The sequence below is a fragment of the Pseudoalteromonas luteoviolacea NCIMB 1942 genome, assembly GCF_001625595.1.
Classification (GTDB): Bacteria; Pseudomonadota; Gammaproteobacteria; order Enterobacterales; family Alteromonadaceae; genus Pseudoalteromonas; species Pseudoalteromonas luteoviolacea_A.
In genome coordinates this window covers 14,129-38,976 of the sequence record NZ_AUXT01000210.1, presented here as the reverse complement: position 1 = coordinate 38,976, position 24,848 = coordinate 14,129, and the positions used below count along the sequence as shown (strand labels likewise).

At 41.1% G+C, this 24,848-nt stretch carries 16 protein-coding genes and 1 pseudogene; 1 reads left to right on the top strand and 16 read right to left on the bottom strand.

The genetic code is table 11. The annotated features are described in order from the left end of the window. The 6 genes from N482_RS21425 to N482_RS21400 all read right to left on the bottom strand — a co-directional run bounded on the left by N482_RS21425 (window position 1) and on the right by N482_RS21400 (window position 6,594). Window positions 1–666 (bottom strand): TIGR01621 family pseudouridine synthase, encoded by a 666-nt coding sequence (locus tag N482_RS21425; protein WP_063379003.1) that lies wholly within the window; start codon window positions 664–666, stop codon window positions 1–3. Further along, window positions 659–1,414: a 3-deoxy-manno-octulosonate cytidylyltransferase gene (gene kdsB, locus N482_RS21420; protein ID WP_063379002.1), complete on the bottom strand. Its 756-nt coding sequence runs from the start codon at window positions 1,412–1,414 to the stop codon at window positions 659–661. The genes N482_RS21425 and kdsB overlap by 8 nt, the downstream gene beginning before the upstream one ends. Beyond that, window positions 1,402–1,599 carry a Trm112 family protein gene (locus tag N482_RS21415; protein WP_063379001.1) on the bottom strand — a complete coding sequence of 66 codons (198 nt, stop codon included), beginning with the start codon at window positions 1,597–1,599 and terminating at the stop codon, window positions 1,402–1,404. The genes kdsB and N482_RS21415 overlap by 13 nt, the downstream gene beginning before the upstream one ends. After that, window positions 1,589–2,572 (bottom strand): tetraacyldisaccharide 4'-kinase, encoded by a 984-nt coding sequence (gene lpxK / locus N482_RS21410; protein ID WP_063379000.1) that lies wholly within the window; start codon window positions 2,570–2,572, stop codon window positions 1,589–1,591. The genes N482_RS21415 and lpxK overlap by 11 nt, the downstream gene beginning before the upstream one ends. Before the next feature lie 2 nt (window positions 2,573–2,574). Further along, entirely contained in the window at window positions 2,575–4,311 is a 1,737-nt protein-coding gene (msbA, locus tag N482_RS21405; protein WP_063378999.1) for a lipid A export permease/ATP-binding protein MsbA, read from the bottom strand. A gap of 63 nt (window positions 4,312–4,374) precedes the next feature. After that, entirely contained in the window at window positions 4,375–6,594 is a 2,220-nt protein-coding gene (locus tag N482_RS21400) for a DNA internalization-related competence protein ComEC/Rec2 (RefSeq protein WP_331245825.1), read from the bottom strand. Window positions 6,595–6,618: 24 nt separating this feature from the next. On the opposite strand from N482_RS21400, the gene N482_RS21395 reads away from it, so the two are divergent. Next, window positions 6,619–7,131, top strand: a complete 513-nt coding sequence (locus tag N482_RS21395; RefSeq protein ID WP_063378998.1) for a DUF2062 domain-containing protein — start codon at window positions 6,619–6,621, stop codon at window positions 7,129–7,131. A 71-nt stretch (window positions 7,132–7,202) separates the two neighbouring features. Here N482_RS21395 and N482_RS21390 read toward each other — a convergent pair. From N482_RS21390 to N482_RS21345, 10 genes and pseudogenes are all read right to left on the bottom strand, one after another. Further along, a pseudogene (locus tag N482_RS21390) lies at window positions 7,203–8,482 on the bottom strand (IS4 family transposase). A 176-nt stretch (window positions 8,483–8,658) separates the two neighbouring features. Beyond that, window positions 8,659–10,395, bottom strand: coding sequence for a DUF3466 family protein (locus N482_RS21385; RefSeq protein WP_063378997.1), 1,737 nt, complete (start codon window positions 10,393–10,395; stop codon window positions 8,659–8,661). An 8-nt stretch (window positions 10,396–10,403) separates the two neighbouring features. After that, on the bottom strand, window positions 10,404–12,320 hold the full coding sequence (locus tag N482_RS21380; protein WP_063378996.1) for an ABC transporter ATP-binding protein: 1,917 nt from the start codon (window positions 12,318–12,320) through the stop codon (window positions 10,404–10,406). Next, the gene (locus N482_RS21375; RefSeq protein WP_063378995.1) at window positions 12,298–12,552 is read right to left on the bottom strand and encodes a glutaredoxin family protein; all 255 of its coding nucleotides are present in this window, start codon (window positions 12,550–12,552) and stop codon (window positions 12,298–12,300) included. The genes N482_RS21380 and N482_RS21375 overlap by 23 nt, the downstream gene beginning before the upstream one ends. Continuing rightward, the gene (rlmKL, locus tag N482_RS21370; protein WP_063378994.1) at window positions 12,545–14,656 is read right to left on the bottom strand and encodes a bifunctional 23S rRNA (guanine(2069)-N(7))-methyltransferase RlmK/23S rRNA (guanine(2445)-N(2))-methyltransferase RlmL; all 2,112 of its coding nucleotides are present in this window, start codon (window positions 14,654–14,656) and stop codon (window positions 12,545–12,547) included. The genes N482_RS21375 and rlmKL overlap by 8 nt, the downstream gene beginning before the upstream one ends. Before the next feature lie 64 nt (window positions 14,657–14,720). Continuing rightward, window positions 14,721–15,251 carry a cell division protein ZapC domain-containing protein gene (locus N482_RS21365; protein WP_063378993.1) on the bottom strand — a complete coding sequence of 177 codons (531 nt, stop codon included), beginning with the start codon at window positions 15,249–15,251 and terminating at the stop codon, window positions 14,721–14,723. 120 nt (window positions 15,252–15,371) lie between these two features. Beyond that, window positions 15,372–16,382 carry a quinone-dependent dihydroorotate dehydrogenase gene (gene pyrD, locus N482_RS21360; protein WP_063378992.1) on the bottom strand — a complete coding sequence of 337 codons (1,011 nt, stop codon included), beginning with the start codon at window positions 16,380–16,382 and terminating at the stop codon, window positions 15,372–15,374. Between the two features lie 81 nt (window positions 16,383–16,463). Beyond that, a complete protein-coding gene (locus N482_RS21355) occupies window positions 16,464–21,299 on the bottom strand; it encodes an NAD-glutamate dehydrogenase (protein WP_063378991.1) in 4,836 nt (1,611 codons plus the stop codon). Between the two features lie 202 nt (window positions 21,300–21,501). Beyond that, complete coding sequence (locus N482_RS21350) at window positions 21,502–23,832, bottom strand: efflux RND transporter permease subunit (protein WP_063378990.1); 2,331 nt, start codon at window positions 23,830–23,832, stop codon at window positions 21,502–21,504. Continuing rightward, window positions 23,832–24,824, bottom strand: coding sequence for a WD40/YVTN/BNR-like repeat-containing protein (locus N482_RS21345; RefSeq protein ID WP_419555060.1), 993 nt, complete (start codon window positions 24,822–24,824; stop codon window positions 23,832–23,834). The genes N482_RS21350 and N482_RS21345 overlap by 1 nt, the downstream gene beginning before the upstream one ends. Between the last annotated feature and the right edge of the window lie 24 nt (window positions 24,825–24,848).

The window sequence follows — 24,848 nt, the reverse complement described above, 5'->3', positions numbered from 1 at the left end:
TTACCACTCTAACTGCTCTGGCTGTTGCCACGAAATAAATACATCATGCTTTAACAAATGCATGAAATGTTCACCCTCTTTTGGTATCGCACTATAGCTCATGTGCTCACCATGCCAATCAAAAGCGATGTAAAAAGCGTGAAGATATACCCTATCAGAATCACTTCCACCATAGCTTTCATCACCCAGTATAGGCGCAGACAAACTTTTCAGCGCGACACGTAATTGATGTGTCTTGCCGCTAAAAGGTTTCATCAAACAAGCTCGCAGTCCTGCCTGCACACTTACCGAATAAAACCTTGTAATTGCAGGGTTCTCTTGAGTTTTTAATAACTTAAAAGTACCGCGTCGAGACTTAGCTATATCCCCTTTTATCCAACCTTGTTTTTTCTTAGGCTTATCGGTGATAAGCGCCAGATAAAATTTATTGATCAAGCGTTCGGTAAAAAGCGTTGTTAGCTCACGTGCGGCATCGCTGGAAGTTGCCAAAACGAGTAAACCAGAGGTGACTTTATCTAAGCGATGTACAGGATAAAGGCTAGTATCGAGCTGTTTTTCAAGCAATGCGACAAAACCCGCTTCATTTTCACTATGAAAACTCATCCCACTAGGCTTATAAGCAACAACAAAATCTGCGTGATGGGCGATAATGTCAAACTTAACCATTAAGGTACTCTATGACACGTGCCAGATCTTCTGGCGTATCTACACCTGCATGAACAGGCTTAACTGCCTTAGTCACTTTTATGGGGTAGCCATGATACAGTACTCTCAGCTGCTCTAAAGACTCTTGGACTTCAAGCGGCGAAACGCTAAGCGCTAAATAAGTTTTAATAAACCCAGCGCGATAAGCATATATACCCACGTGACGCTTAAAATGCACAAGAGGTATTTTATTCTCATCTAATTCCATCATGCTATCTCGCTGAAATGGAATTGATGCGCGAGAAAAATACAACGCATTATGATTTGCATCACTGACTACTTTAACCGCGTTAGGGTTCAACACTTCTTCGACACTTTCAATGTCAACACTTAACGTTGCCATTGGTGCAGAAGATGCAAACAACAGCTGAGCCACTTGGGTAATATTTTCGGGCTCAAGTAAAGGCTCATCGCCTTGGACATTAACAATCAGTGTCTTATCATCCAAACCTAAAATGTCCACTACTTCTGCCAAACGCTCGGTGCCGGACTGATGATCTTCTCTAGTCATCAATACATTATCAGTAAATGTCTTTACTTCATCCAACACCTTTTGATGATCAGTCGCAACGTAAACCGCCTTAGCTCCAGATTTTTCAGCTTGCTCAAAAACCCGTTGGATCATGGTTTTACCACAGATATCTACAAGTGGTTTACCCGGTAAACGCGTTGAGGCGTAGCGCGCCGGAATGACAACTATGAATTCCACTTCTCAACCTCTTCAAGACTCAATTCGCGTGCCTCATTTTCAAGCAATACTGGAATGTCATCTCTTATTGGGTACGCTACCTTAGCCGCGGTGCTAATTAACTCTTTGTTTTCTTTATCATATGCCAGCTTGCCTTTACATACTGGACAAGCGATGATTTCCAATAGTTTTGTATCAAATGCCATGGCCAATAATCCCCTTCTTTTCTAATAAACGATGTAACTTTTCTATAAGTGCATCTGATGGAACGGCGTCTACACGCAAGAAGTACCAATTCTCTTTTGCAAATTTTTGGCACTTAACTGCATCTTTTTCTGTCATAAACACCGGTTGATTTGTATATGGTTCGAAATCATGTTCACCGTATAGGTGATGATCGGCAAAGTGTTTTGTTTGCGTAATTGTAATTCCATTTGCTCGCAATGACTTTTCAAACCGAGATGGATTGCCGATCGCACTTATTGCGATCCCTTTTGTAGCATGTGCTTTGAGCTTTTCGCCTGTCTTTACACTGTATATTCCAGAGGTACATAGTGAATAGCCGTCTTCTTTTATAGAACCATTATACACCGCCAAGTCCACTGATTTTAAACGCCCTGGAAGTTCTCGTAACGGTCCTGAAGGAAGCAGTAACCCGTTACCAAACCGGCGCTCATTGTCCACAATACACACTTCAATGTCGCGCGCAAGCTGATAATGCTGAAGTCCATCGTCACTAATAATAATATCCGGCTCATTATGTTCTATCAGATACTCAATACTTGCTTTTCTATCGCCGCCAATCACTATATCACAGCCAAGGCGATTAAAAATCAGCAGAGGCTCATCACCGGCTTGCTCTGGCGTGCTTTGTTCACTGACTTGGTAGGGTGTATAAGGCGGCTTAGCACCATAGCCTCTACTAATGACGGCAACTTTTAGTCCAAGGGAATTTAAATAAGGCACTAACCACAATACAAATGGTGTCTTACCGTTGCCGCCAATACCGATATTACCGACAATCAAAACAGGTACATGTGCTTTATACGAGGACTTAATACCAAACTTAAATAACACTCTGCGAACACTACTCACTAACCAAAACAAAGCACTCAATGGCAATAGAGCAATATTTAAAATGCCGATAGGTTGATACCAGCTTTTTTCAATTTTGTTCAATTTTATTCACCATATTGCATTTTACAAAGTGCGGCATATGCACCGTCTTTTGCTAATAGTTCCTCATGCTTGCCTTGCTCTAAAACTTTTCCTTTATTTAGCACATAAATTTGATCAGATTTCTCTATTGTAGATAAGCGGTGAGCTATCACAATAGATGTTTTATTTCTCATCAGCTGCTCTAATTCTTCTTGGATCAAACGCTCAGACTCGGTATCCAGCGCTGAAGTCGCCTCATCTAAAATAAGTACAGGTGCATCTTTTACGATTGCTCGGGCAATGGCTATACGCTGTCTCTGTCCACCAGATAACATGACGCCATTTTCTCCAACTTCCGTGTCCAATCCATCAGGTAGGTCTTTAGCAAACTCCCAAACATGAGCTTGCTTAGCTACGTTTACAAGCTCTTCATTTGTAAGGGGCTCATCCAGTCCATACATAATGTTATTAGCGATAGTGTCATTAAATAGGGTTACATGTTGAGAGACCAAAGCAAATTGCTTGCGAAGAGATGCCAAAGAGTAATCAGTTAACTCAACACCATCAAGTGTCACTTTTCCTGCATCAAGCTCATAAAACCTCGGCAATAAGTTAGAAAGAGTCGATTTTCCTGAGCCACTTCGCCCTACTAACGCAATACTTTTACCTGCTTCAACATGCAGTGATAAATTTTCGATCACGGGTTCGTCTTTAGTTGGGTAAGTAAATGTCACATTCTCAACACTAATCTCACCGCGAACCGCCTTTGCTTCGTAGGAACCTGTGTCCTTCTCTTTGTCTTGGTCTAGTACTTCAAATATACTTGTTGCTGCTGCAATACCGCGTTGAAAGTCACTATTTACATTCGCCAGTTGCTTTAGAGGCCTTAACATCATCACCATCGCGGTGATAAGCGATGCGACCACGCCTGGAGTCAACGACTCATGTACATCAGGCATTGCAATAATTGCTAGTACTACCGCCATAGCACTGGCTGCAATCAGCTGAATAACAGACACGCTCAATGCGCGAGTTGCATCCATTTTCACACGTTGTTGCCTATTGTGATTATTCACCATCGAAAAGTGTTTAATTTCTTTTTCTTGGCCACCAAATCCATGAATTTCTTTGTGCCCAGAAAGCATCTGCTCAGAGCCTCTTGTGACTGCGCCCATCGCATCTTGGATTTTTTTTGAGATTTTCCTGAATCGTTTAGAAACAACACTCACAACAATCGCAACAAACGGAACTATCACTAAAAAGAGAAGAGACAATTTCCAGCTAATCGCAAACATACCCCAAAGTAAGAACACCACAAATGCCCCTTCTCTGATTGCAACTTGCAAAGCTCGCGTAACCGCCTGTTGAACTTGCTCGGTATCAAACGTTATTTTCGAAACTAATTCGCCATTTGAGTGTTTATCATGGAATGAAACAGGCATAAATAACATATGTTCATACAACTGTTGACGCAATTTACGTACGACTTGAGAACCCACATAACTCAAACAATACGAGGACATATAGTTAAAAATACCTCTGCCGATTACCAATAAAATCACCACGATTGGGGCCATTGCCAATACATCTTGATTACCCTGTGTTAATCCATCGTCCATAAATGGTTTCATTAACTGGATAAAAAGCGCATCCATTGCCGCATACCCAAGCATGCCAAACACAGCAAAAAATGCCGCAACTTTAAATTCATAAGTGTAAGTCAAAAGCCTTTTATAAATTTGCTTTCCAGACTGTTGCATAGCGTTACTCTAAAACTTCAAAACCCTTGTATTGTATCCGCCATGACGCGAAAACTGAATGCATTATCTTAAAAACCATAGATTTTTCGCTTCTCGGGCCAAGAAAACTTCATAGTGATTAGAAAACATACGAATTTGAACGTGTCCATCTAAAGCCGTATCAAACATTTTATAACCAGCCTGATCATATCTCGCTATGACTTCTTGATGCGGTAACGCCCACGGAGAATGAAACCCTCTCGAAAAAACAACCACTTCACCACCAACTGATCGAACAAAATCAATACTAGATGAAGTTTTACTACCGTGATGGGGTGCCAATAAGAACGTTGAAGACAGTAATTTTCTGTTCATTTTTATTAGCTTACTTTCAGAACTAGATTCGATGTCTCCTGGCAATAACAAACTGTATTGATCATCACTTATACGAACAACACATGAACTATTGTTATCATTATTTTGTTTCTCCTTCGGCCAGATTGCAGTGACGGTTAACTTCCCAAATCGAACTGTTCCATTGACACAGGGTTGTTGATATTTACCACCGTGAAATGCATGTAAACTATCACTATACCCGTTACTTATAAGATGAGTAAGTCCTCCTGCATGATCGCCGTCGTCATGACTAACTATGGTGTGAACAAGGGATATATTATTCGCCCGAACATAAGGCAAAATGACATTTTCAAAAATAGAGTATGTCCCAAAGTAATTGGCCCCAAGATCGTAAAGAATTGCTTCACCATCTCGAGATATTAGTACTGCACTACCGTGACCGACGTCGAAAAAATCTACTTGCCATTCTGGTGATGACAACGTTAGCCACCTAGCCGTTAAAATAAAGGCAGGTATACAGGCGTAGCGTGCAGTGATTCTACTCAGAACGAGTAAAATGAAGAGTAGCGTTAGTGCCAACTCTTGAAGCGTTATGTTGCCCATAGACAACCAGTTGTACTGCCAATTTTTTATAACGTAATAGGACGCGGATAGTAGACTATCCAATCCACCTATGAGTTGAAGATCAAATAGCAGTGACACAAAGCATTGCGCCACTATTGCGGGAAAAAGAACCATACCCAGAAATGGAATCATAACTAGGTTTATAATCAGACCAGAAACACTCACTCCCTGAAAGGTATATACACTCCACGGCAATAGAAATAAAAAGACGACTCCTTGTAATAATACCCACCACTTAAGTTTAAATAGCACACTATGTTTTCGGGAGCATAATTGTTTTTGCTGTGACAACAACCAGAGAATTGCAATCACTGCGCTAAATGAAAAATAGAGACCTATGTTCAGCAAAGAGAATGGTGAAAAAAACACAATAAGTGTAAGCACATAAACAATAGTCCTTATAAGGCTTAATCGCAGCCCCAAGAAATAACACAAAACCCCAAGTGCAGCCATCAACCAAGCTCGTTGGGCAGAAACCTGCATACCACTTACAATCACATATATTCCAGCCAAACAGAGCGCGCCAACTAAACAGCCAATGTTAATGTTAATTCCTTGATGTATTTTTTTTGGCAATATGAATACAGCAGTTTTTAGGAGCGCAAAGCCCAATGTAAACAAAATACCTATATGTAAACCCGAAATTGCCATGATGTGACTTAAGCCCAGCTCTCTAAAACTTTCTATGTCCTGTGATGTTATATGAGACTTATCTCCACTGAGTAACACATAGTACAACCAACCTAGTTCATAATTTCTAAACACTTTGAAAATAAAAGCTCGGTATGCTTCCTGCCAACCAATTTTAACGGGTGTAATTGAGTCAATATTCATCTTTCCTTTAAAGTGAATATGATTACGAAACGCGTATAACTCAGCGTCGAACACGTTGAAGTTTTTACGAGAACGAAAAAGCCGTACTTTCCCATGACCGGTAATTTCATCTCCTTGCGCTAAGCTTTCTGCTCCATTTGCAATCGCCACGTTTGCATAAACTGTTTTAAATGGCGGCACATGAAACTTATCGAGTGCAGCTACATCTAACTTGATGTATGAGTAGCTACCACGGTTTAATATTTTTGATACCTTGCCACGTATCTCAATTGGCTTTTTCACGACTTCCCTTTCCCAATCCAAATGGTAGAAAAGAAGGTAATGAGAAAATGTAACAAAAATACCTAAAATTAAACCTGCCAAAACATTTGAAAAAGGCTTAAAATAGCTGCTAACAAAAACAAGCATGGCAATACTGCTGGGTAACTGCCAAGAATCCAGATAAAACACGGATATTAGGCTCCCAAAAATGATGCCAAAGCAAATCAATAGTGAAGTAGATGGTTGCTCTATATGGCGAAGAAAACGATCCAACGCTTTTTACCTGATCACAATAAGATCAAAGAACAAAAATCGTTAAAGATATTTGGAAATTTATTGCATGATGCGAACCTTTGGCATTTAAACAGACGTTCAGCCAGAGGTGCCTTTTCAGTTGGACTATTTTTTGCGTTCATCCCTGTTCCTTTTCAAATGGTACTTGCGGCTGCCCTTGCCATACCGTTTAGAGTTAATCTACCCTTGTCGATAGCACTTGTGTGGATAACTAACCCACTGACAATGCCACCTATTTTTTATTGCTCTTATCTTGTCGGCGTTTTTGCGCTTGGTCAAGAGTTACAGCCCTTTCATTTCGAACCGACGTGGGCATGGTTAAGCGAAAGTATCTCGACTATTGGCCCTGCATTTATAGTCGGCTCACTTATCTGCGCTTGTATTGCAGCTGTAATTGGCTTTTTTGGCATTGATTACTTGTGGAGACGCTCAGTCAATAAAGCGTGGGAAGCGCGTAATCAGGTAGATTAAGATACTGTTGAATTACTTGTGGTTTAAAGTAATTTACGGAAATAAAAAAGGCTCTACAAAGGCAATGCTGTTCACTTTAGAGGATCGGCTTTGCGATTAACAGGGTAACGGCTTGTATACATCTTAACGACCCTAGGTCTAAATGGCCTAGGGCATTTTTCTTTAAAGAGTACTTTAAGTCCCCTCTAAGTGCAGCTAAACGCTTGGGTGTATTGCCTAAAGAGAGCATTCGCCATCACTTTAAACTGACTTCCAAAGAATTTACATACATATTTGAAGCTTATCTCGTTCGATGCTCTTTTGTGTGATACTGCTGCTAAGCTCGCTTCTCTCCTGACTAAGTTGTACCCCAATATCAACCCTCACAACTTTTAATACACAAGCTCAACTGCCTTACTCCTTAGCGTAATCGCATTATGTTGTATGGATGATTTTATATTGCGGTAACCCTGCTCTATTTTCCACCGTTCATGATATAAGTTGGCTATGTCGTTCGCGCTAAATTCACCTCTAGGCAGTGAGGTAAAAACGGTTTTATCTTTTCCGTCAATTTGTACGTAACCGCTCTAACTTGCCACTTGTTTGGTAAATCCGGGTTTTTCTTTCTGGCCTAAGGGGATACATTCATTTCGAGAAGCTTGTCGTTGCTGTCATGTTCATCAAGCAAGGTGTATTTTAGTCCTTTACGAGCAGGTATCAGCCAGTGGCAATTATCTCCCAATGGGTTGATAATAAGTAATAAACCTGCGCCATAGAACCCTTTATCTAATAGTGTGACTGAGTTATCTGGCAGTTGCTCCATGAAACTCTTGGCTAACGGGGTTTCGCCTTTGCGATAAGGACTAATAGCGCCATCAACGATAACATGAGAGCCTACATTCATGAGTGTGACGAATCGAAGCACTGGAAAGGGGGTGTCTATTTGTGCTTGTATTACCACTGCCAGAATGCGCTCTTAATTCATCATTGCCATATGTTCTGAATAGAGCACCATCAACAGCGAATACTTGTAGTCCATTCCAGCTATCTTGCGAGTAACGCTCTCATCCCCATTTATGGCTACATAGCTTAAAAAGCAATAATATTGCATTTTTACCAAGTCTGTTGCGCGCTTCAGTTAAAGCACTTTTGGCTAGCAATTTTTATCTGCTAAGCCTTCGGCACAAATATTTAATCGCCTTGCCACTTCAGCAATAGGTTCATTGCGAAAGAATGCCATACTAACCACTAACCAAAGCACCATATCGCTGGGAAGTTTGCGTCTCCTGATTGTCGCTTTAGTTGATAATTCTGCTGCCTGTGCAACCCACTCAACAGAAATGTGTTCACAAAATGTAGACAGTTGAGCCAACTGTTCACAACATGAACTCTAGTGATGAATCATCGATAATATCGTTGAAAAAATAAGTATTTGCCATAAAAAAATCCGTAATCAGAAAACTAATTACGGATTTTTCATGGCCTTTTGGATTGGTCAACTGATCATTTTCTTAATAGATCATCATTGCCTACTAAGGGCATTTTTTATTATTTCGCTTTTCTGCGTCTTCTTAACATGACCAAAGGTGCGGCCAGTAAACTAAGCATACCAAATGATGCTGAGCCACGTTCGTAAGTTTCAGCTTCATCAGGCGCACACTCTGCTGGAGTACCATTATTATTTCTGATCAAAAGAACTGGAATAGCTACTGACTCGAATTCGTCATTGCCATTACTGTCTTTCATATTATTGCCTAGCGCATCTTTTCTGTTGACTGTCTTAGTAGCGATTGCGTAAATGTTACCATTTTCAGTAATCTTAATCGCTTCAGAAACATCATATGGGAACTCGGCACTCTTACATGGTAGCAGGTCATTGACGTTGTTTAGCTTGCCAGTAACTTTATCAAACAGAAACGCCTCTCTTCTTGGAGATGCAACGTTCTTTTCAACCTCTGCTTGACCAATAATTTGCCCCGCATTGTTGATATCTCTAACATACATATCCGAACCTTCGTAGAAGGACTCAATTTCCACATACTTCGAAGTGTCAATCTCGTAGTAATAACCCTTTACGTTAGAGTTGGTACCAATAGTGAACTCATCCATGCGATAACCAACAACAATGTTATTATCATTTATAGCAACAGCTCTACTAGACTCATAGCCTTTGTCATGGTCAACCACAGGTTTAAAAGTGCCGCTCTGGTAATAACCAGCTCGCTGTCTAACGATGAAGTCCTCCCCTTCACGCGTATTAGAATTACCGATTGCAATACCCGCATTGTTAACGGCTAGCGCAGAACTAATATGGATACGTTCTTCGTCATCGTTTCGAGTTAAGCCAATCCCCAATTCATTCGTGTCTGAGTCAATGATATTAAAGTTGGCATCAAGCTTCCATTGATAGGCACGCAGATCGTAGTACCCAGCATTTTGTAGTTCCCATGCACATACAGCGGTTGGCTCATCTTCATTTTTACAGTTATCATTAAATCGGTCTTGGGCGTCTTTTTCAACACTTACAGCACTTTGACCGACAACAAGGTAAGCGCCATCATCTAACTTTTTAATATCTGTCGCAATAGTGTAACTACCATAATCATCTGAAAACTTAGCTGGTAATTCCATGATTTCGCCGCTTGGCTTTATCAATACAGCGCGTGATGAATGCGCTCTTTGGAAAAAAGTTGTGTCTTCATTTTCGTCTTTCTTCCTGAATTGAATTTGGTCGTATGGTGCAGTCCCCCAACCAACGGCAGTACCGTCAGACGCAACCGCTGTTAACAACTGAATTGTTGAACGAGATAGTTCGTTATTTGTATAGCCTCGGTTAGCATCAAATAATACTTTTTCACCAGCGGTCGTAGCTGTAAAGATTGAGGCAATACCTGAATTTAACTTTTGGTACTCTGCACTGCCAGCCCGTGCTGCGAGGAAGTTACGCATGAATAAATTGGCATCAGCGTTTGTCGCAGCTGCGTTATCATTTTTGATCTGCTCAAGTGTAAAGTCGATAGTTTCATCGCGAAGCTCTATGTTTCGTTTCCAAGTGTCATACGCACTCTTGATACCACTGTCATCAATATCAATGTAACTTACATCGATTGGCAGATTGAATAATTCTGTTGAGCGACCAACTATCGTGCCGGACTCATTCGCATCCATGATATAGGTATGCTTTGTTTTTTCATTCGTTGGTAGTTCGGTTAAATCATAAGTGACAGCAAACAGCTGCCCTGAAAAGCACAAACCGATACTGGCGGCTAAAAGTGAATATTTCATTTCAATCCTTACTGCTGATTCTGTAAAGCTTCTAATTCTTCCCAGCGTTCAAACGCGGTTTCGAGCTTTGACTCTAGTTCTGCTAATTGGTTCAACGCTTGCTGTGTTACTTCAGAGTCCTGTTTAAAGAACTCAGGAGAGTTAACTAATTCTTGCTGGCTCTCTAGAGCAGCCTCAAGTTCCTCTACTTTACTTGGCAAGCCTTCTAATTCAAGTTTTAATTTGTAACTTAACTTGCTTGATTTGTTCTTATTTGTCTCTCTCTTAGCTACTGGCTCAGCTTTCTTCTCTTTGTCTAGTTTTTCTAGTGCTTTTTGCTGAGCGAGTTTGTTCTCTCTATAGGCCTCAAAGTCACTGTAACCACCGACTATTTCAGTGACAACACCATCCCCTTCGAATGCCCAAACACTGTTACAGGTGTTATCGATAAATTCACGATCGTGGCTAACGATTAATATTGTACCTTGATACTGTGTGATGATGTCTTCTAATAACTCTAGGGTCTCGATATCCAAGTCATTGGTTGGTTCATCGAGAACGAGTACATTCGAAGGCTTCAAAAACAATTTTGCTAATAATAAACGGTTCTTCTCACCGCCAGACAGTGCTTTAACAGGCGTTCTTGCTCTTGCTGGTGGAAATAAGAAGTCTTGTAAGTAACCCAATACATGCCTGCTACGTCCACCAATAGAAACTTCTTGTTTTCCTTCGGCAACATTGTCTTGCACGGTCATCTCTTCATCCAACTTTTCTCTATATTGGTCAAAGTAGGCAACTTCAATATTGACACCTTGTTTAATTTTGCCGCTGTCAGCAGAAAGTTTACCGAATAACAGCTTTAACAGCGTTGTTTTACCTATACCATTTGGACCGACTAACCCTACTCTGTCACCACGCATAACCAGAGTCGAAAAATCTTTAACGATAGGTTTGTCTTGAAACGCATGGTTAACGAAGTTAGCTTCAAATACGAGCTTCCCTGAGCGTTCTGCCGATTCAATGTTAAAATCTGCTTTACCTACTTGCTCAACTCGCTGCTTGCGTTCAACACGCAAGGCTTTAAGCGCTCTAACTCGCCCTTCATTACGCGTCCTACGTGCTTTAATGCCTTGACGTATCCACGCCTCTTCTTCAGCTAACTTCTTATCGAAAAGCGCATTCTGGGTTTCTTCAACTTTGAGGTCATGCGCTTTTTGCTCTAGGTATTTAGCGTAGTTTCCAGGATAAGATATTAACTTGCCTCGATCTAAATCGAGAATACGTGTTGCTACAGCTCTAATAAAGGCACGGTCGTGTGAAATAAATACGATGCCACCTTTAAAGTCCTTTAAAAACGACTCTAACCATTCGACACTCGCCATGTCTAAATGGTTAGTGGGTTCATCAAGCAATAGTAAATCAGGGTCACCAACAAGTGCTTTTGCTAGCGCAACTTTTCTCAACCAACCACCCGATAGCTTTTCCAAACGCATTTGCGCAGTCAGCTGTAATTGGCTCAGTACTAAGTTAATTCTACTTTCAAATCGCCAAGCATCTGCCGCTTCGATTTTGGCTGATAGACGCTCTAGGCGATTTAGCAAAGAGTTAGATTGATCTGTTTGTAGAGCTTCACTAACGTGATTATATTCAATAAGTAAACTAGCAACTTCTGGTAAACCATTGGCCACATAGTCAAATACGCTCCCTTCAGCGCCTTTAGGTGGGTCTTGTTCCAATCGAGAAACTTTTAAGCCAGTTAATCTATTTATTTCACCATCATCAAGCACGACTTGACCGTCTAATACTTTGAGTAAGGTTGACTTGCCTGCACCATTTCTACCAACAATACACACACGCTCACCCGCTTCGATGAGAGCATCTGCATTGTCTAATAACGGATGAGAACCAAAAGCAAGTTGCGCTTTAGCTATTCTTATTAAATCCATCTTCTTGTACTAACTCTTGAATTTGTTGTTGGGTAAACGGCCAATATAGCAATTTACCAGTTGTTATACTTTTTAACACTGGGATTGAGGTTTGAAATTTTTCAACCAAAGCCTCACTCTCCAAAATATCTTGATGAAGAATATCACTTTCACGAACGCAACAAAGCGCTAACGATAGCGCTTCTTCACATAAATGACACCCCGGTGTGTAATACAAGGCCACTTTAACCATGGGTAATTAGCCAGCTGTTGTGGATCTGCTTATTACGCTTGAAATCTGGTGACAACGTTTGCGTAGAAACATTCACTGCCTTCAAACCTAATCCCATTAAAGCAACTTCGTCCATCTTAAAACCGCGTTTGTTATTAGAGAACAAAAGTACGCCGTCCGGACTCAAGATATTCTTTACCCAAGTCAATAATTGAATGTGATCTCTTTGCACATCAAATACATCTTTCATTCGCTTGGAGTTAGAGAACGTCGGTGGATCTAGAAAGATCAAATCATATTGACCTTTCGCGTGTTCTAACCATTTAAGACAATCCGCTTGTTCAAATCTAAAACGAGGGTTTTTAAGGTTATTCAAAGCAAAGTTTTCTTCAGCCCACTTTAAATAAGTCTTTGACATATCAACTGTTGTCACAGCTTTCGCACCACCTAACGCCGCATGTACTGACGCTGTGCCTGTGTATGCAAACAAATTCAGTACCCGCTTGTCTTGCGCATTTTGCTGAATAAAGCGGCGTGCTAATCGATGATCTAAAAACAGACCCGTGTCGAGGTAGTCATACAAGTTAACTTTAAATTTCGCGCCAAACTCTTCAATAACTTGTGAACGGTTTTGCTTTTCATAAGAAGTATATTGTTCATCGCCGCGTTGTTTCTTACGAACTTTAACAGCAAGATTGCTTGGAGAAATTTGTAATGTTTCAGCTGTTAGCGAAATAACATCCTGTAAACGCTTGTCCGCAACGTCTGCATTGATTTCTTTAGGTGCTGCATATTCAAAAATAACCGCGTTGTCACCGTACACATCAACGGCAACATTGTATTCCGGAATATCCGCATCATACAATCTGTAAGCATATACCGACTCTTTTTTAAGCCAGTTCTTAAGGCCTTGTTTGTTTTTCTTTAATCGATTTGCAAAAGCACGAGATTGCTCATAGTGCAGTTCGGACGCTTGCTGATTTTGAGCAACTTGTTTCTCATTTAACTCATAAAGATACAATGTCACATCAATCGGGCCATTTTTAAACTTATATCGCTTTTTAGACGCAAGTTTAAGCAGCCTGAACAGTTCATCGTCAGTCCCCAAAAGTGCCGCATTCCAGTCTTGGAAGTGTTTCTTAAAGCTTGCGCCCATATTACGGTATAAACTAATTAGTTCAGCCATTGAACCAAGGCGCTCACCGTAAGGTAAGTTGCTTAAAACGGTTCCAGGACGCTTAGCGACTGATTGTAACTTGCCCGCATCAGCAACTTTAAATTGAATTTGCTCACCTAAGCCAGCTCGATTAGCGTTCGATTGTGCTGTTTCGATGACTTTCGTATCAATATCGTGTCCAATTAGCCACAATTTCGACTCATTTTTTTCAGCTTTAAGTGTTTGTTGCAGTTCTTTAAATTTTGCTTCTCTGAAACTAGGAAGTCTTTTAAAAGCAAAAGCTTTATTTAGGTTAGTTGGCAATTTCAATGCCATACTCGCAGCTTCAATTAACAATGTACCTGAGCCGCAACAAGGATCAAAAAGTGGTTTAGATGTGTCATTTAACCAACCACTGCGAGTTACTAATGCAGCCGCTAAATGTTCACGAATAGGTGCTTTGCCCTGCTTGGTTCGATAACCGCGATTTGACAACCTTGGGCCTGAGTAATCAAGGTATAAAGCGAGTTTCTGTTTATTTAGCTTTGCAATGATGCGAACGTTGGCATCTTGCTTATCAACGGAAGGACGTTGTTCATATAGATCTTGGAAATAATCTACAACAGCATCTTTAATAACAAGTCCAGAAAACTGACTGTTTTTCAGCTCTTTGTTGGTGCCATTAAACTCAACAGCAAATGTTTGCTTAGGACCAAACCATTCCTGCCAGCCCTGAAATCGTGCAAATTTATATAGGTCATCTTTATTTTTAATATCTTCGTGCTCATCAATCAGCAACATTACGCGTGTTGAGTAGCGTGTCATCATACAGAACTTTTGTGCTGTTAAATTATCAGCATCAAAACGCACTGAACCAATACTTTGCTTAGTTACTTTAATTTCGAAAGATTGAAGCTCTTCAACTAATAAATTCTCGATACCAATCGACGTAAGTGCAATAAACTGCAATGTGATAACCCTATAATTTCAATTGACGCGAGTATAACACAGCTGTTTACAGACTGGGATTGGATTACGCTCTTCTGACGAGTTTATTGCTGACTAATAGAGGGTATATACGATTGTTAAGAACCTTGATTGCTTGAAATTGTTCGAGCACAATATTTTCATCAAGTTTGAAATCAGCAGTTAGATTAACACACAGACTGGCTTCACTGTCATGATCTACGATTAAGCACTCACCTGTCATTTCTTTAGACTCTAGAGTGATAACCGCATTACATAGAACATCTGAACCTGTATAAAGACTGAAAAACCAGCTTTTGGCTTGCATAGGAAGTAGATGAAATTTTACAGCTGTAGCGTTTAGTGATATTTGACAGCACTGTGCTTCTGACCAAACACCATAAGTGCACAAGTAATCGAACACATTCTGATAAAACTCGGCTTCTTCAACGCTGAAAGTTGGGCTGAATTCAGAATCAGCTGTTAGTTGACGTAACCTAAAAGGCGTACACAATTGTAGCTCGTCTCCGAGGTCAACAAGCAACCGATTCTGTGTGCGGCACTGTAACCAACGCCACTCTTTTGATGCTTGCAAAATCGCCTCCGAATTACTACTTCTCCAAACTAACAGTAATCAGTAGTATATCGCGATTTTTGCAAGTGTAAAAATATTTATAATAACTTTTTATTTAGGATCATTTCGCAATATATCTGATCCTTATAAAGAGTTTATGATCCTTTTGATCAATTGCGGGCCTTGGTATATAAAACCAGTATATACTTGCACTAAATCTGCACCAGCATTTAGCTTTTCTTGTGCAGTTTCTGCGCTGTCAATTCCACCCACTCCAATAATTGGCAATTTTCCATCAGTTAAACGCTTCAATTCACTGACAACATGAGTTGATTTTTCACGTACAGGCCTGCCTGAAAGACCGCCAGCTTCATTGGCAAACTCAAGCCCTTCGACAGCCTCTCTCGCCAGTGTTGTATTCGTCGCAATAACCCCATCAATGCGATTATTTAAAAGAGATTCAGATATTTGCGTTAATTGCACAGCATCTACATCTGGCGCAATTTTTACTAGCATTGGTACCGATTTATTGTGTTTTGCGATTAAATCTACTTGCTCGTTTTTAAGGCTTTGTAGTAAATCGTCTAGCGCTTCGCCATATTGTAAATCTCGAAGCCCTGGCGTATTCGGTGATGAAATATTTACAGTGATATACGAAGCATGTTCAAACACTTTACGCATACAATGAATGTAGTCGTCTTTACCTTGCTCATTAGGTGTATCTTTATTTTTACCAATATTGATCCCAAGGATCCCTGTATAATTCGACGCCTTTACATTTGCGACAAGGTTATCCACACCCTTGTTATTAAAACCCATTCTATTAATTACAGCATGTGCGTCCGGAAGACGAAATATCCGTGGCTTGTCATTACCAGCCTGCGGTCTTGGTGTAACGGTACCCACCTCAATAAACCCAAAACCCATTTGACCAAATGCATCAATACATTCTGCATTTTTGTCCAAACCAGCTGCTAAACCAACTGGGTTATCAAACTCTAGTCCTAAGAAATTAACTGGCTTCTTAGGGAGTGACTGTGACCATGCGAGACTTAACGGGGTATTTTTGAAGCGGCGTAGATTGCCTAATGCAAAATCGTGTGCCCACTCCGCATCTTTATTAAACATATAACGACGTGCTAAATCGTAAAACATCGTGACTCCTTAAGTTCCTGGTAACAGTTTGAGGCAAAAAAATACCCCAGCAATTGCCGGGGTATTGTAACGCTTTAATATTTATTTGGAAGTGTCACAGTTGTGACTTAGTAGCATTAATTCTCTTAGTGCTACCGAGAACTTCGCAAAGTCGTGGCTCTGAGATGTCTTGAATTCAGCAAGCATCTGTTGCCAGCGATGAAGCAACGAAGCTTGGTTTTCCATCCACTGCTCAATCAGTGTATCAACATCATCATCATTACCTTCAAAGCTGTTTAATACCACTTCAGATAATGCACGCTGCTGCCAGTCTAGCTCTTCACGGTAAGAAGCACGAGCTAGTGCTTGCCAGTGGTTTGCTACTGGTTGCGCTGTGATTTGGTCTAGGAACCAGTGCAGTCCCATATTCGCGCCAAGCTTGAAGTAAGTATTAGACACTACTGAGATATCACGTTTCGCGTTATTTGCAACTTCAGCTAGATCCATCACTGAGAACAAGCTAGACAAAGTAACAATGCGCTGTGCAAGTTCAGCAGGTACACCTTCTGAAGTTAACTCTTCTGCTTTCTCAGCAAGACGTGCACTTTCATCAGCAACCATGTAGTTATCAAGGTTTGCACTTAAATCAGCGAATGTCGGTGCAAAGAACTCAATCGTCTGCTCAATTGTCAGTGCTTTATTGCGATGACGTAAGAACCAACGTGTAGCACGGCGTACTGTACGACGTAATTGATATAGCATCTCAGTTTGAACCGCTGCTGGTATCTTGTTATCAAGATCTGAAATCGCAGTCCAAGTCTCTGACATTTGGAACGTAGCGCTTGCAATTGAATAACAAAGTGCAATCTCTGCTTCTGTCGCTCCAGTCTCTTCATGCATACGTACCATGAAGTTAAGACCCATATCATTGACAATATTGTTAGCCAACTTGGTTGCAATAATTTCTTTTCGCAGTGGGTGCTCGTCCATCGCTGCGTTAAAACGCTCGCGTAGTGGTACTGGGAAAGAATTTACAAGTAGCTGACGGTAATACGGGTTTTCAGTAATTTCGTCAACAACCAACGTTTCTTTCAATACCATTTTAGAGTAAGAAACAAGCACTGAAAGCTCAGGACGAGTTAGGTCAAGTCCAGCTGCTGCACGCTCTGCTAGTTCTTCGTCACTTGGTAAGAACTCAATGCTTCTGTCCAACTTGCCATCTTTTTCCAGGGCGTGAATAAAGCGGATCTTCTCTTTTAGCGTCGCTGGACCTTTCGACTTAGTTACTGACAACGTGTGGGTTTGGCGATAACAGTCAGCTAATACCAACTCAGATACTTCGTCAGTCATTGCGTATAACAATTCGTCACGTTGTTTCTTCGTTAAGTCACCTTCAGCTACAAGGCCATTAAGCAGGATCTTTATGTTTACTTCGTTATCTGAACACGCAACACCACCTACGTTATCAATGAAGTCAGTGTTGATACGGCCGCCTTTTGCTGCAAAATCGATACGACCAAGTTGCGTAGCACCTAAGTTACCACCTTCACCAAAGATTTTAGCACCTAGTTGCGAGCCGTTGATACGCAGTGCATCGTTTGCTCTATCGCCTACATCTGCGTCGCTTTCGCTAGCAGCTTTAATGTATGTACCGATACCGCCGTTCCAAAGTAGGTCAACTGGCATCATTAATAGTGCTTTGATAAGCTCAGTTGGTGTCATGCTTGCCTTCTTCGTACCAAGCATTTTCTTAATCTCAGGTGTTAAGCTAATTGACTTAGCCGCACGAGAGAAGATGCCTCCACCTTCTGAAATTAGGCTTGTATCATAATCTTCCCAAGAAGAACGTGGTAGTTCAAACATGCGTGCACGCTCTTTGTATGAACTTGCTGCATCTGGGTTTGGATCGATAAAGATGTGCATGTGGTTAAACGCTGCAACCAAGCGAGTATGCTCAGATAGCAACATACCATTACCAAATACATCTCCTGCCATGTCGCCAATCGCAACAGCGGTGAAATCGGTTGTTTGACAGTCAATGTCCATTTCACGGAAGTGGCGCTTAACTGACTCCCATGCACCTTTTGCTGTAATACCCATTTTCTTGTGGTCATAACCAATTGAACCACCAGAAGCAAACGCGTCGCCTAACCAGAAGTTGTATTCATCAGCAATTCCATTAGCGATGTCAGAGAAAGTTGCGGTGCCTTTGTCAGCAGCTACTACTAGGTATGGGTCATCTTCATCATGACGCACTACGTCAACAGGAGGAACAATATCACCATGGATGATGTTATCAGTGATATCTAGCAGACCACGGATAAAGATCTTGTAGCACTCTTGACCTTCACGGAAGAAACCTTCGCGATCATTTGGTAGCTGTTTACATACGAAACCACCTTTAGAACCAACTGGGACGATTACTGTATTCTTAACCTGCTGAGCTTTCACCAAGCCCAATACTTCTGTACGGAAATCTTCACGACGGTCTGACCAGCGTAAACCACCACGCGCAACTTTACCACCACGCAAATGAACACCTTCAATGCGTGGAGAATAAACAAAGATCTCAAACGCAGGAAGAGGTAGCGGCATTTCAGGAATTGCACTTGGCTGGATCTTGAATGACACATAAGACTTGTTTGTACCATCCGCTTCTTTTTGATAGAAGTTAGTACGTAATGTCGCGTCAATCATTGCAACATATAAACGAATAATACGGTCGTCATCAAGGTTAGCTACGCTCTCTAGTTCGTGATAGATTTTCTCAACTAGCTTATCAAGAGACTTTTGCGTAACTTTCTTTTGTGGGCAGAACTTCTTCTCAAACAACTCAACCAATTGGTTAGCTATGTGAGGGTAGTGCTCAAATGTATTTTCAATGTATGATTGTGAGAATGTCACACCGATTTGGCGCATATATTTAGCATATGCACGCAGAATTGACGCTTCACGACCTGTTGAGCCAGCTTTTAACACTAGACGGTTGAAACCATCGTTTTCTAAACGGTTGTTCCATACATTAATAAGTGCAGCACGGAAACGCGCAGACACTTTATCAAAATCAGCCAGACCTTTGCTATCAAGTAGCATAGAGAAATCCATGATCCAGTTAACTTGGCCATCACTGGTTTTAACCGCATATGGTGTTTCACCAATAACTCGTAGACCAAAGTTCTCTAGCATTGGCATAACATCTGATAAGTGAATTGGCTCATCTTTGTGGAATAAGCTCAGACGTACAATTTGCGAGTTTGCTTCTTCTTGCGGGCGGTAGAACAACATTTCTAGTTTGTTCTCATCGCTCAGCTTCTCAAGCTTTTCAATATCTACTACAGCAGCACTTGGTAATACTTCATCTTTATATGCACGTGGGAAAGCTGTTGCATATTTACGGTTAAGATCATTGCCGCGCGCTTCACCATCGCTAGCGAGTAAAGCAGTTTGTAGTTTGTCTTCCCACGTACGGGCAGCTTCTACCAAGTTATTTTCGATTTCTTTCACGTTATACTTAATGTTGTTGTCAGCTACACGAACAATGTAATGCGTTCTTGCTAGCGTAGACTCTGAGAAAAATGTGGTGAACTCAACTTTTTCGTTAGAACCAAAAGCATTACCTAACAACTTTTGAGTTTCACGGCGAAGCGCTGTGTTGTAGCGCTCACGCGGTACATAAACCATACATGAGAAGAACCTTCCGTAAACATCTCTACGAATGAATAAGCGACACATGTCACGTTCTTGAGTTTGCAAAACGCCCGTGGCCACATCTAACAACTCAGATTCACGAGCCTGCACAAGCTCGTCACGAGGATATGTTTCTAATATGTTGAGTACGGCTTTGTATGCATGCGTGCCTTTTGCAAAATCACACTGCTCCATTATACGAGCAATTTTGCTTTTTAAAACAGGGACGTCTGCTGCACTGTTATTGTAAAAACTTGATGAGAACAAACCAATAAAGCGGTCTTCTCCAATTACATTGCCTTCGGTGTCAAAACGTTTAATGCCAACATAATCGATATGTGCTGGGCGATGTACTCGAGATTGAGAATTGGTCTTTGTTAGGATAAGCAAGTTTTTACTACGAGCTTCAAGACGTGCAACTTCAGGCAATTCTGATAGTAATCTGCTGCTTTCAGTCGAGTTTTTCATTAAACCTAAGCTTGAGCCAGCCACTGGTTTTAATTCATAATCACCTTGCACTGGTACTAAATCATATTGACGATAGCCCATGAATGTGAAGTTATCGCGTGCTAGCCAATCTAAGAATTCAACGGCTTCGTTTAGTTCTTCTTTTGAAGCGTTATGCTTACGGCTTGGAATATCTTCTCCAACTGATACTAGTTTGTCTCTAATTAGTAACCAGTCCTCAACCGCTACTGATACATCTTTTAGCACTGACTCTAACTCTTGTTTAAAGTCAGCAATAACCGACTCGCCAGTCTGACGGTCAATTTCTATAAAGAAAACAGTTTTGGTAGATGAAGATTCTTGTTCGGTCTTCAATCCTGAAACGGCAGAAATTTTGTCTTGTTTGTCACGGTTGATTTTGAGAGGGCAGTGTAAAAGCAAATGCGATGCAATATTCTTACGGCTAAGTGCCATACGCACTGAATCAACCAAAAACGGCATATCATCTGAAATGATTTCAACAATCGTATGAGACGATTGCCAGCCATCTTTTGCAACTTCAGGGTTGAATACACGGATTACTGCATTGTCTGAGGTATTCTTTTCTAGAGAATTCCACAAACTTAAAGCAGCACCGTAGAGGTCACTGTCGTTACGATGTGCCAAGTCCTCTTTAGACATGTTGCTGTACAAGGCTTTGGCAAATGTTTCAACGAGCGACACGTTATCGGCATGAACTTTTTTATGGATCAACTTGCAAACGTTATCAAGGATAACCGATGCAGGACCTTCACTTTGTGTCATTATGTGTTCCTTAATCTATACCACCTTTGAACGGTAGATTATTTGTACAGCCAATTATTAGCGTGGAGTCCAGAGGATTTTAACCTTTCTGGCGCTAATAAAAAGCTTTTTTGACAAAAACATTTGAGGCTTTTCAGCCAGTTGGTCATATATTCACAAATTGTAGATATAAATGGCCAATTAAGGCCATTTAAGAGCACAATTATTCACACTTTTTTTTCTGGTCTGGCCAGAGAAAAGTCCCTATAGCCGGTAATAACAGTACAGCCCCTAACATATTCACTAGGAACATGAAGGTCAGTAATATACCCATATCAACTTGGAACTTTAATGCAGAGAAAATCCAAGTACTCACACCAATTGCTAATGTGATCCCGGTAAATAGAACCGCGCTTCCACGCTCAGCTAGCGCATTGCGATATGCATGGCTTAATGGCACACCTTGCTTTAACTGATTCATCATCGAAGACAAGATATAAATACCATAGTCCACGCCAATACCAACACCCAGTGCAATTACTGGCAGGGTTGATACTGTTAAGCCGATTTCTAATTTAACCATCAAAGCTTGAGCCAGCGTCGACACGATGTAAAGTGGCAACACCACTGCAATTGTTGCACGTATGCTTCTAAAGCTAATTAAACATAAAATAATCACTGCACCATAAACATAGATCATCATTGGCAATTGTGCAGCAGCTACCGACTCATTCGTCGCAGCCATAACACCTATTGGTCCTGAAGCGAGTTTAAAGCTGACACGATCTGTTCCCTCTTCCGTGGCAAAGAACTTAATTTGTTCCACAACATGATCGATTGTTTCTGCTTTGTGGTCATCCATAAAGACAATAATTGGCATGACCGAGCAATCACCATTTAACAGTCCAGTGCTTGTTTCTACACGAGATGTCGCCTGTACCAATGACGCACCGTTTCTAGGTAATGTCTGCCACTTTAAGTTGCCCTCGTTGTATCCTGCATTGACGGCTTGCGCTACAGAGCTCAATGACACTGCAGATTGCACTCCAGCTAAGTTTTCAACTCGCCATTGAAAACGGCTGATACGGTCCATTGTATCATGCTCAGTACAAGCTGCTGGATATGCTTCAACGAGTACTTTCAGAATATCGGACGAGATTTCGTACCGATCTGAGATTAGGAAAGTGTCTAAATTATATCTCGCATCTTGATGAAGTGCCGGAGCGCCTGCATGTAAGTCCCCTATTCGCATGTCTTTTGATTGCCAATAGCCAAATGCAAACAGTGCCGCCGAGGTCGCCAAAATTAAAGCTGCATAGCGCTTGTCTGTGGCAAGCACCAAACTTTCTCTGAGGTTTGTAAAAATATTGTTGGCTGAAGAGTCACCATCATCAACTCGACTCATTTTTGACGACTTATAGTAAGAGGCCAAAACCGGAAGTAAGATTAAGTTGGTGAAGATAATAACAGCCACACCCAAACTTGCCGTTATAGCCAGCTCTCGAATAATCCCGATGTCTATTGCAAGTAACGTCATAAAACCAATCGTGTCAGAAAGTAATGCAATGCCGCCAGGTATCAATAACGCCTTAAAGCTGGCTTCAGCGGCAACTTTACTACTTACACCTTCAGAGACTTTCTTACCAATGGCGTTAATCATTTGTACGCCATGGCTCACACCAATCGCAAACACTAAAAATGGTACCAAAATTGACATTGGGTCAAGACCAAAACCTAACACAGACAGTAAACCCAACTGCCAAACCACAGCAATTAATGAACAAACTATGGGTAATAGCGTAAGCTTAAAACTCTTGCAGAATAACCACACCATGATAAACGTAAATAAAATAGCGATTGCAAAAAACAACACCACGTCTTTCGCACCCTCAGCAATATCACCAGCCATTTTCGCAAAACCAATGATATGAATAGAGACTTTATTTGTGCTCAATGGCCCACGTATCTCTGACTCAAGCTTTTTAGCAAATGCCAATGTATCGAGCTTCTCTTGAGTTTGCGGATCGGTCTCCATCAACTGAGCTGATACCATCGCACACGAGTAGTCGCTTGCAATCATCCGTCCTACTACTTTAGCTTTCTCGATGTTTTGCTTTACTACCGCAAGACCCGCTTCATCGGCGGTAAAGTTTGCTGGAATAATTGGACCACCGGCAAAACCATCTTCTACGACTTCAACAAAACGCGCACTTGGTGCGAATATAGAGTTCACTAGTGGTCTATTAACACCCGGGATAAAGTAAAGTTGGTCATGGACTGCTTTCAGTTGAGTAAAAAACTCAGGATTAAATATGTTTCCGTCAGCATCACACACCGAAATCAATATACTGTTTGCACCGCCAAATTGTTTCTCATGCTTCAAATAGACTTTCATATAGTCATGGTTTAGCGGGATATTTTTGTTAAACGACGCATCTAGCTGGATCTGAGTTGATTTAAACCCCAAAAATACTGTTGTCAACGCAAACAACGCAATCATCATAAAACGATGGCGAAAAACAACGTAAACCAGTTGATTTAGTATTGACTGCATTAGCGCTCAACCTCGATTATTTGAATACCCTGCTCTGTTGCGAGCACTAACTTATTGTCGTGAATCACGCCAGCCATAATGGATTTGCCATTTTGTAACTGAGTTGTCGTCACCTTGTCATCTTCGATAGTAAATATAAACCCACTATTTGCTAGCATAATTTGTTTGTTTTTATAACTGACAATACTGTTTATCGTTGCTGATTTATCAACTTTTATGAGAGAAAACTCCCTGCTTTGAGTGTTTTTTTGGAAGGTATTTCCTCTTAGACCAGCTACTAAGAGTCGCTCCTTTTGCTTGCTTATTGCGAAAAAAGAACCAGAGTAAAACTCGTCAAATCGTTGCCAAGTTGCACCAAGGTCTTCACTCACAGCAAATAGACCCATCTCTCCTGCCAGATAGATTGTGTTTCCATGTATCGCCATGCGATTAAAGTGTGGCAAGATAAACTGTGTTTCATCTTCGTAAGCTTGTGGGTCGTCCTGCTTTAATTCTTCAAGGTATTCCACATCATCTGGATGAACAAACTCATTTAAAAAGCGTTTATTCCACGTTGAACCACCGTCTTTGGTTTGGTACATCATGCCATACGCGCCAATAGCAAATCCGTTGTTTTCGTCTATGAACTCAATATCTAAGCAAGGTTTTTCAACGCTTGGTAAATGCTGTTGAATTAACCACGATTTACCACCGTCAGTTGTATTTAATATTGATGCATCGTGTCCGCACGCCCACCCGTGCAGTGGTGAAGTAAAATCTATAGCTGTTAAAAGAGACTGAATTGGCACACTGGCTTGGTGCCAGTGATTCCCATCTTTACTCAATACAATTGTGCCATGCTTTCCGACAGCAACAAGGTTTTCGCCACTGTAGGTGATATCTGTAAGTAGAGTCGTTTCAGGATGCGCCACCATAAGCGCTGCTGATTCACCACTAACGGCTTCACTTTGCATAACGAAAACTGCAAGGGAGGTTGCAATTAACTTCTTAATCATTATGAATTCTCGAATAAAAAA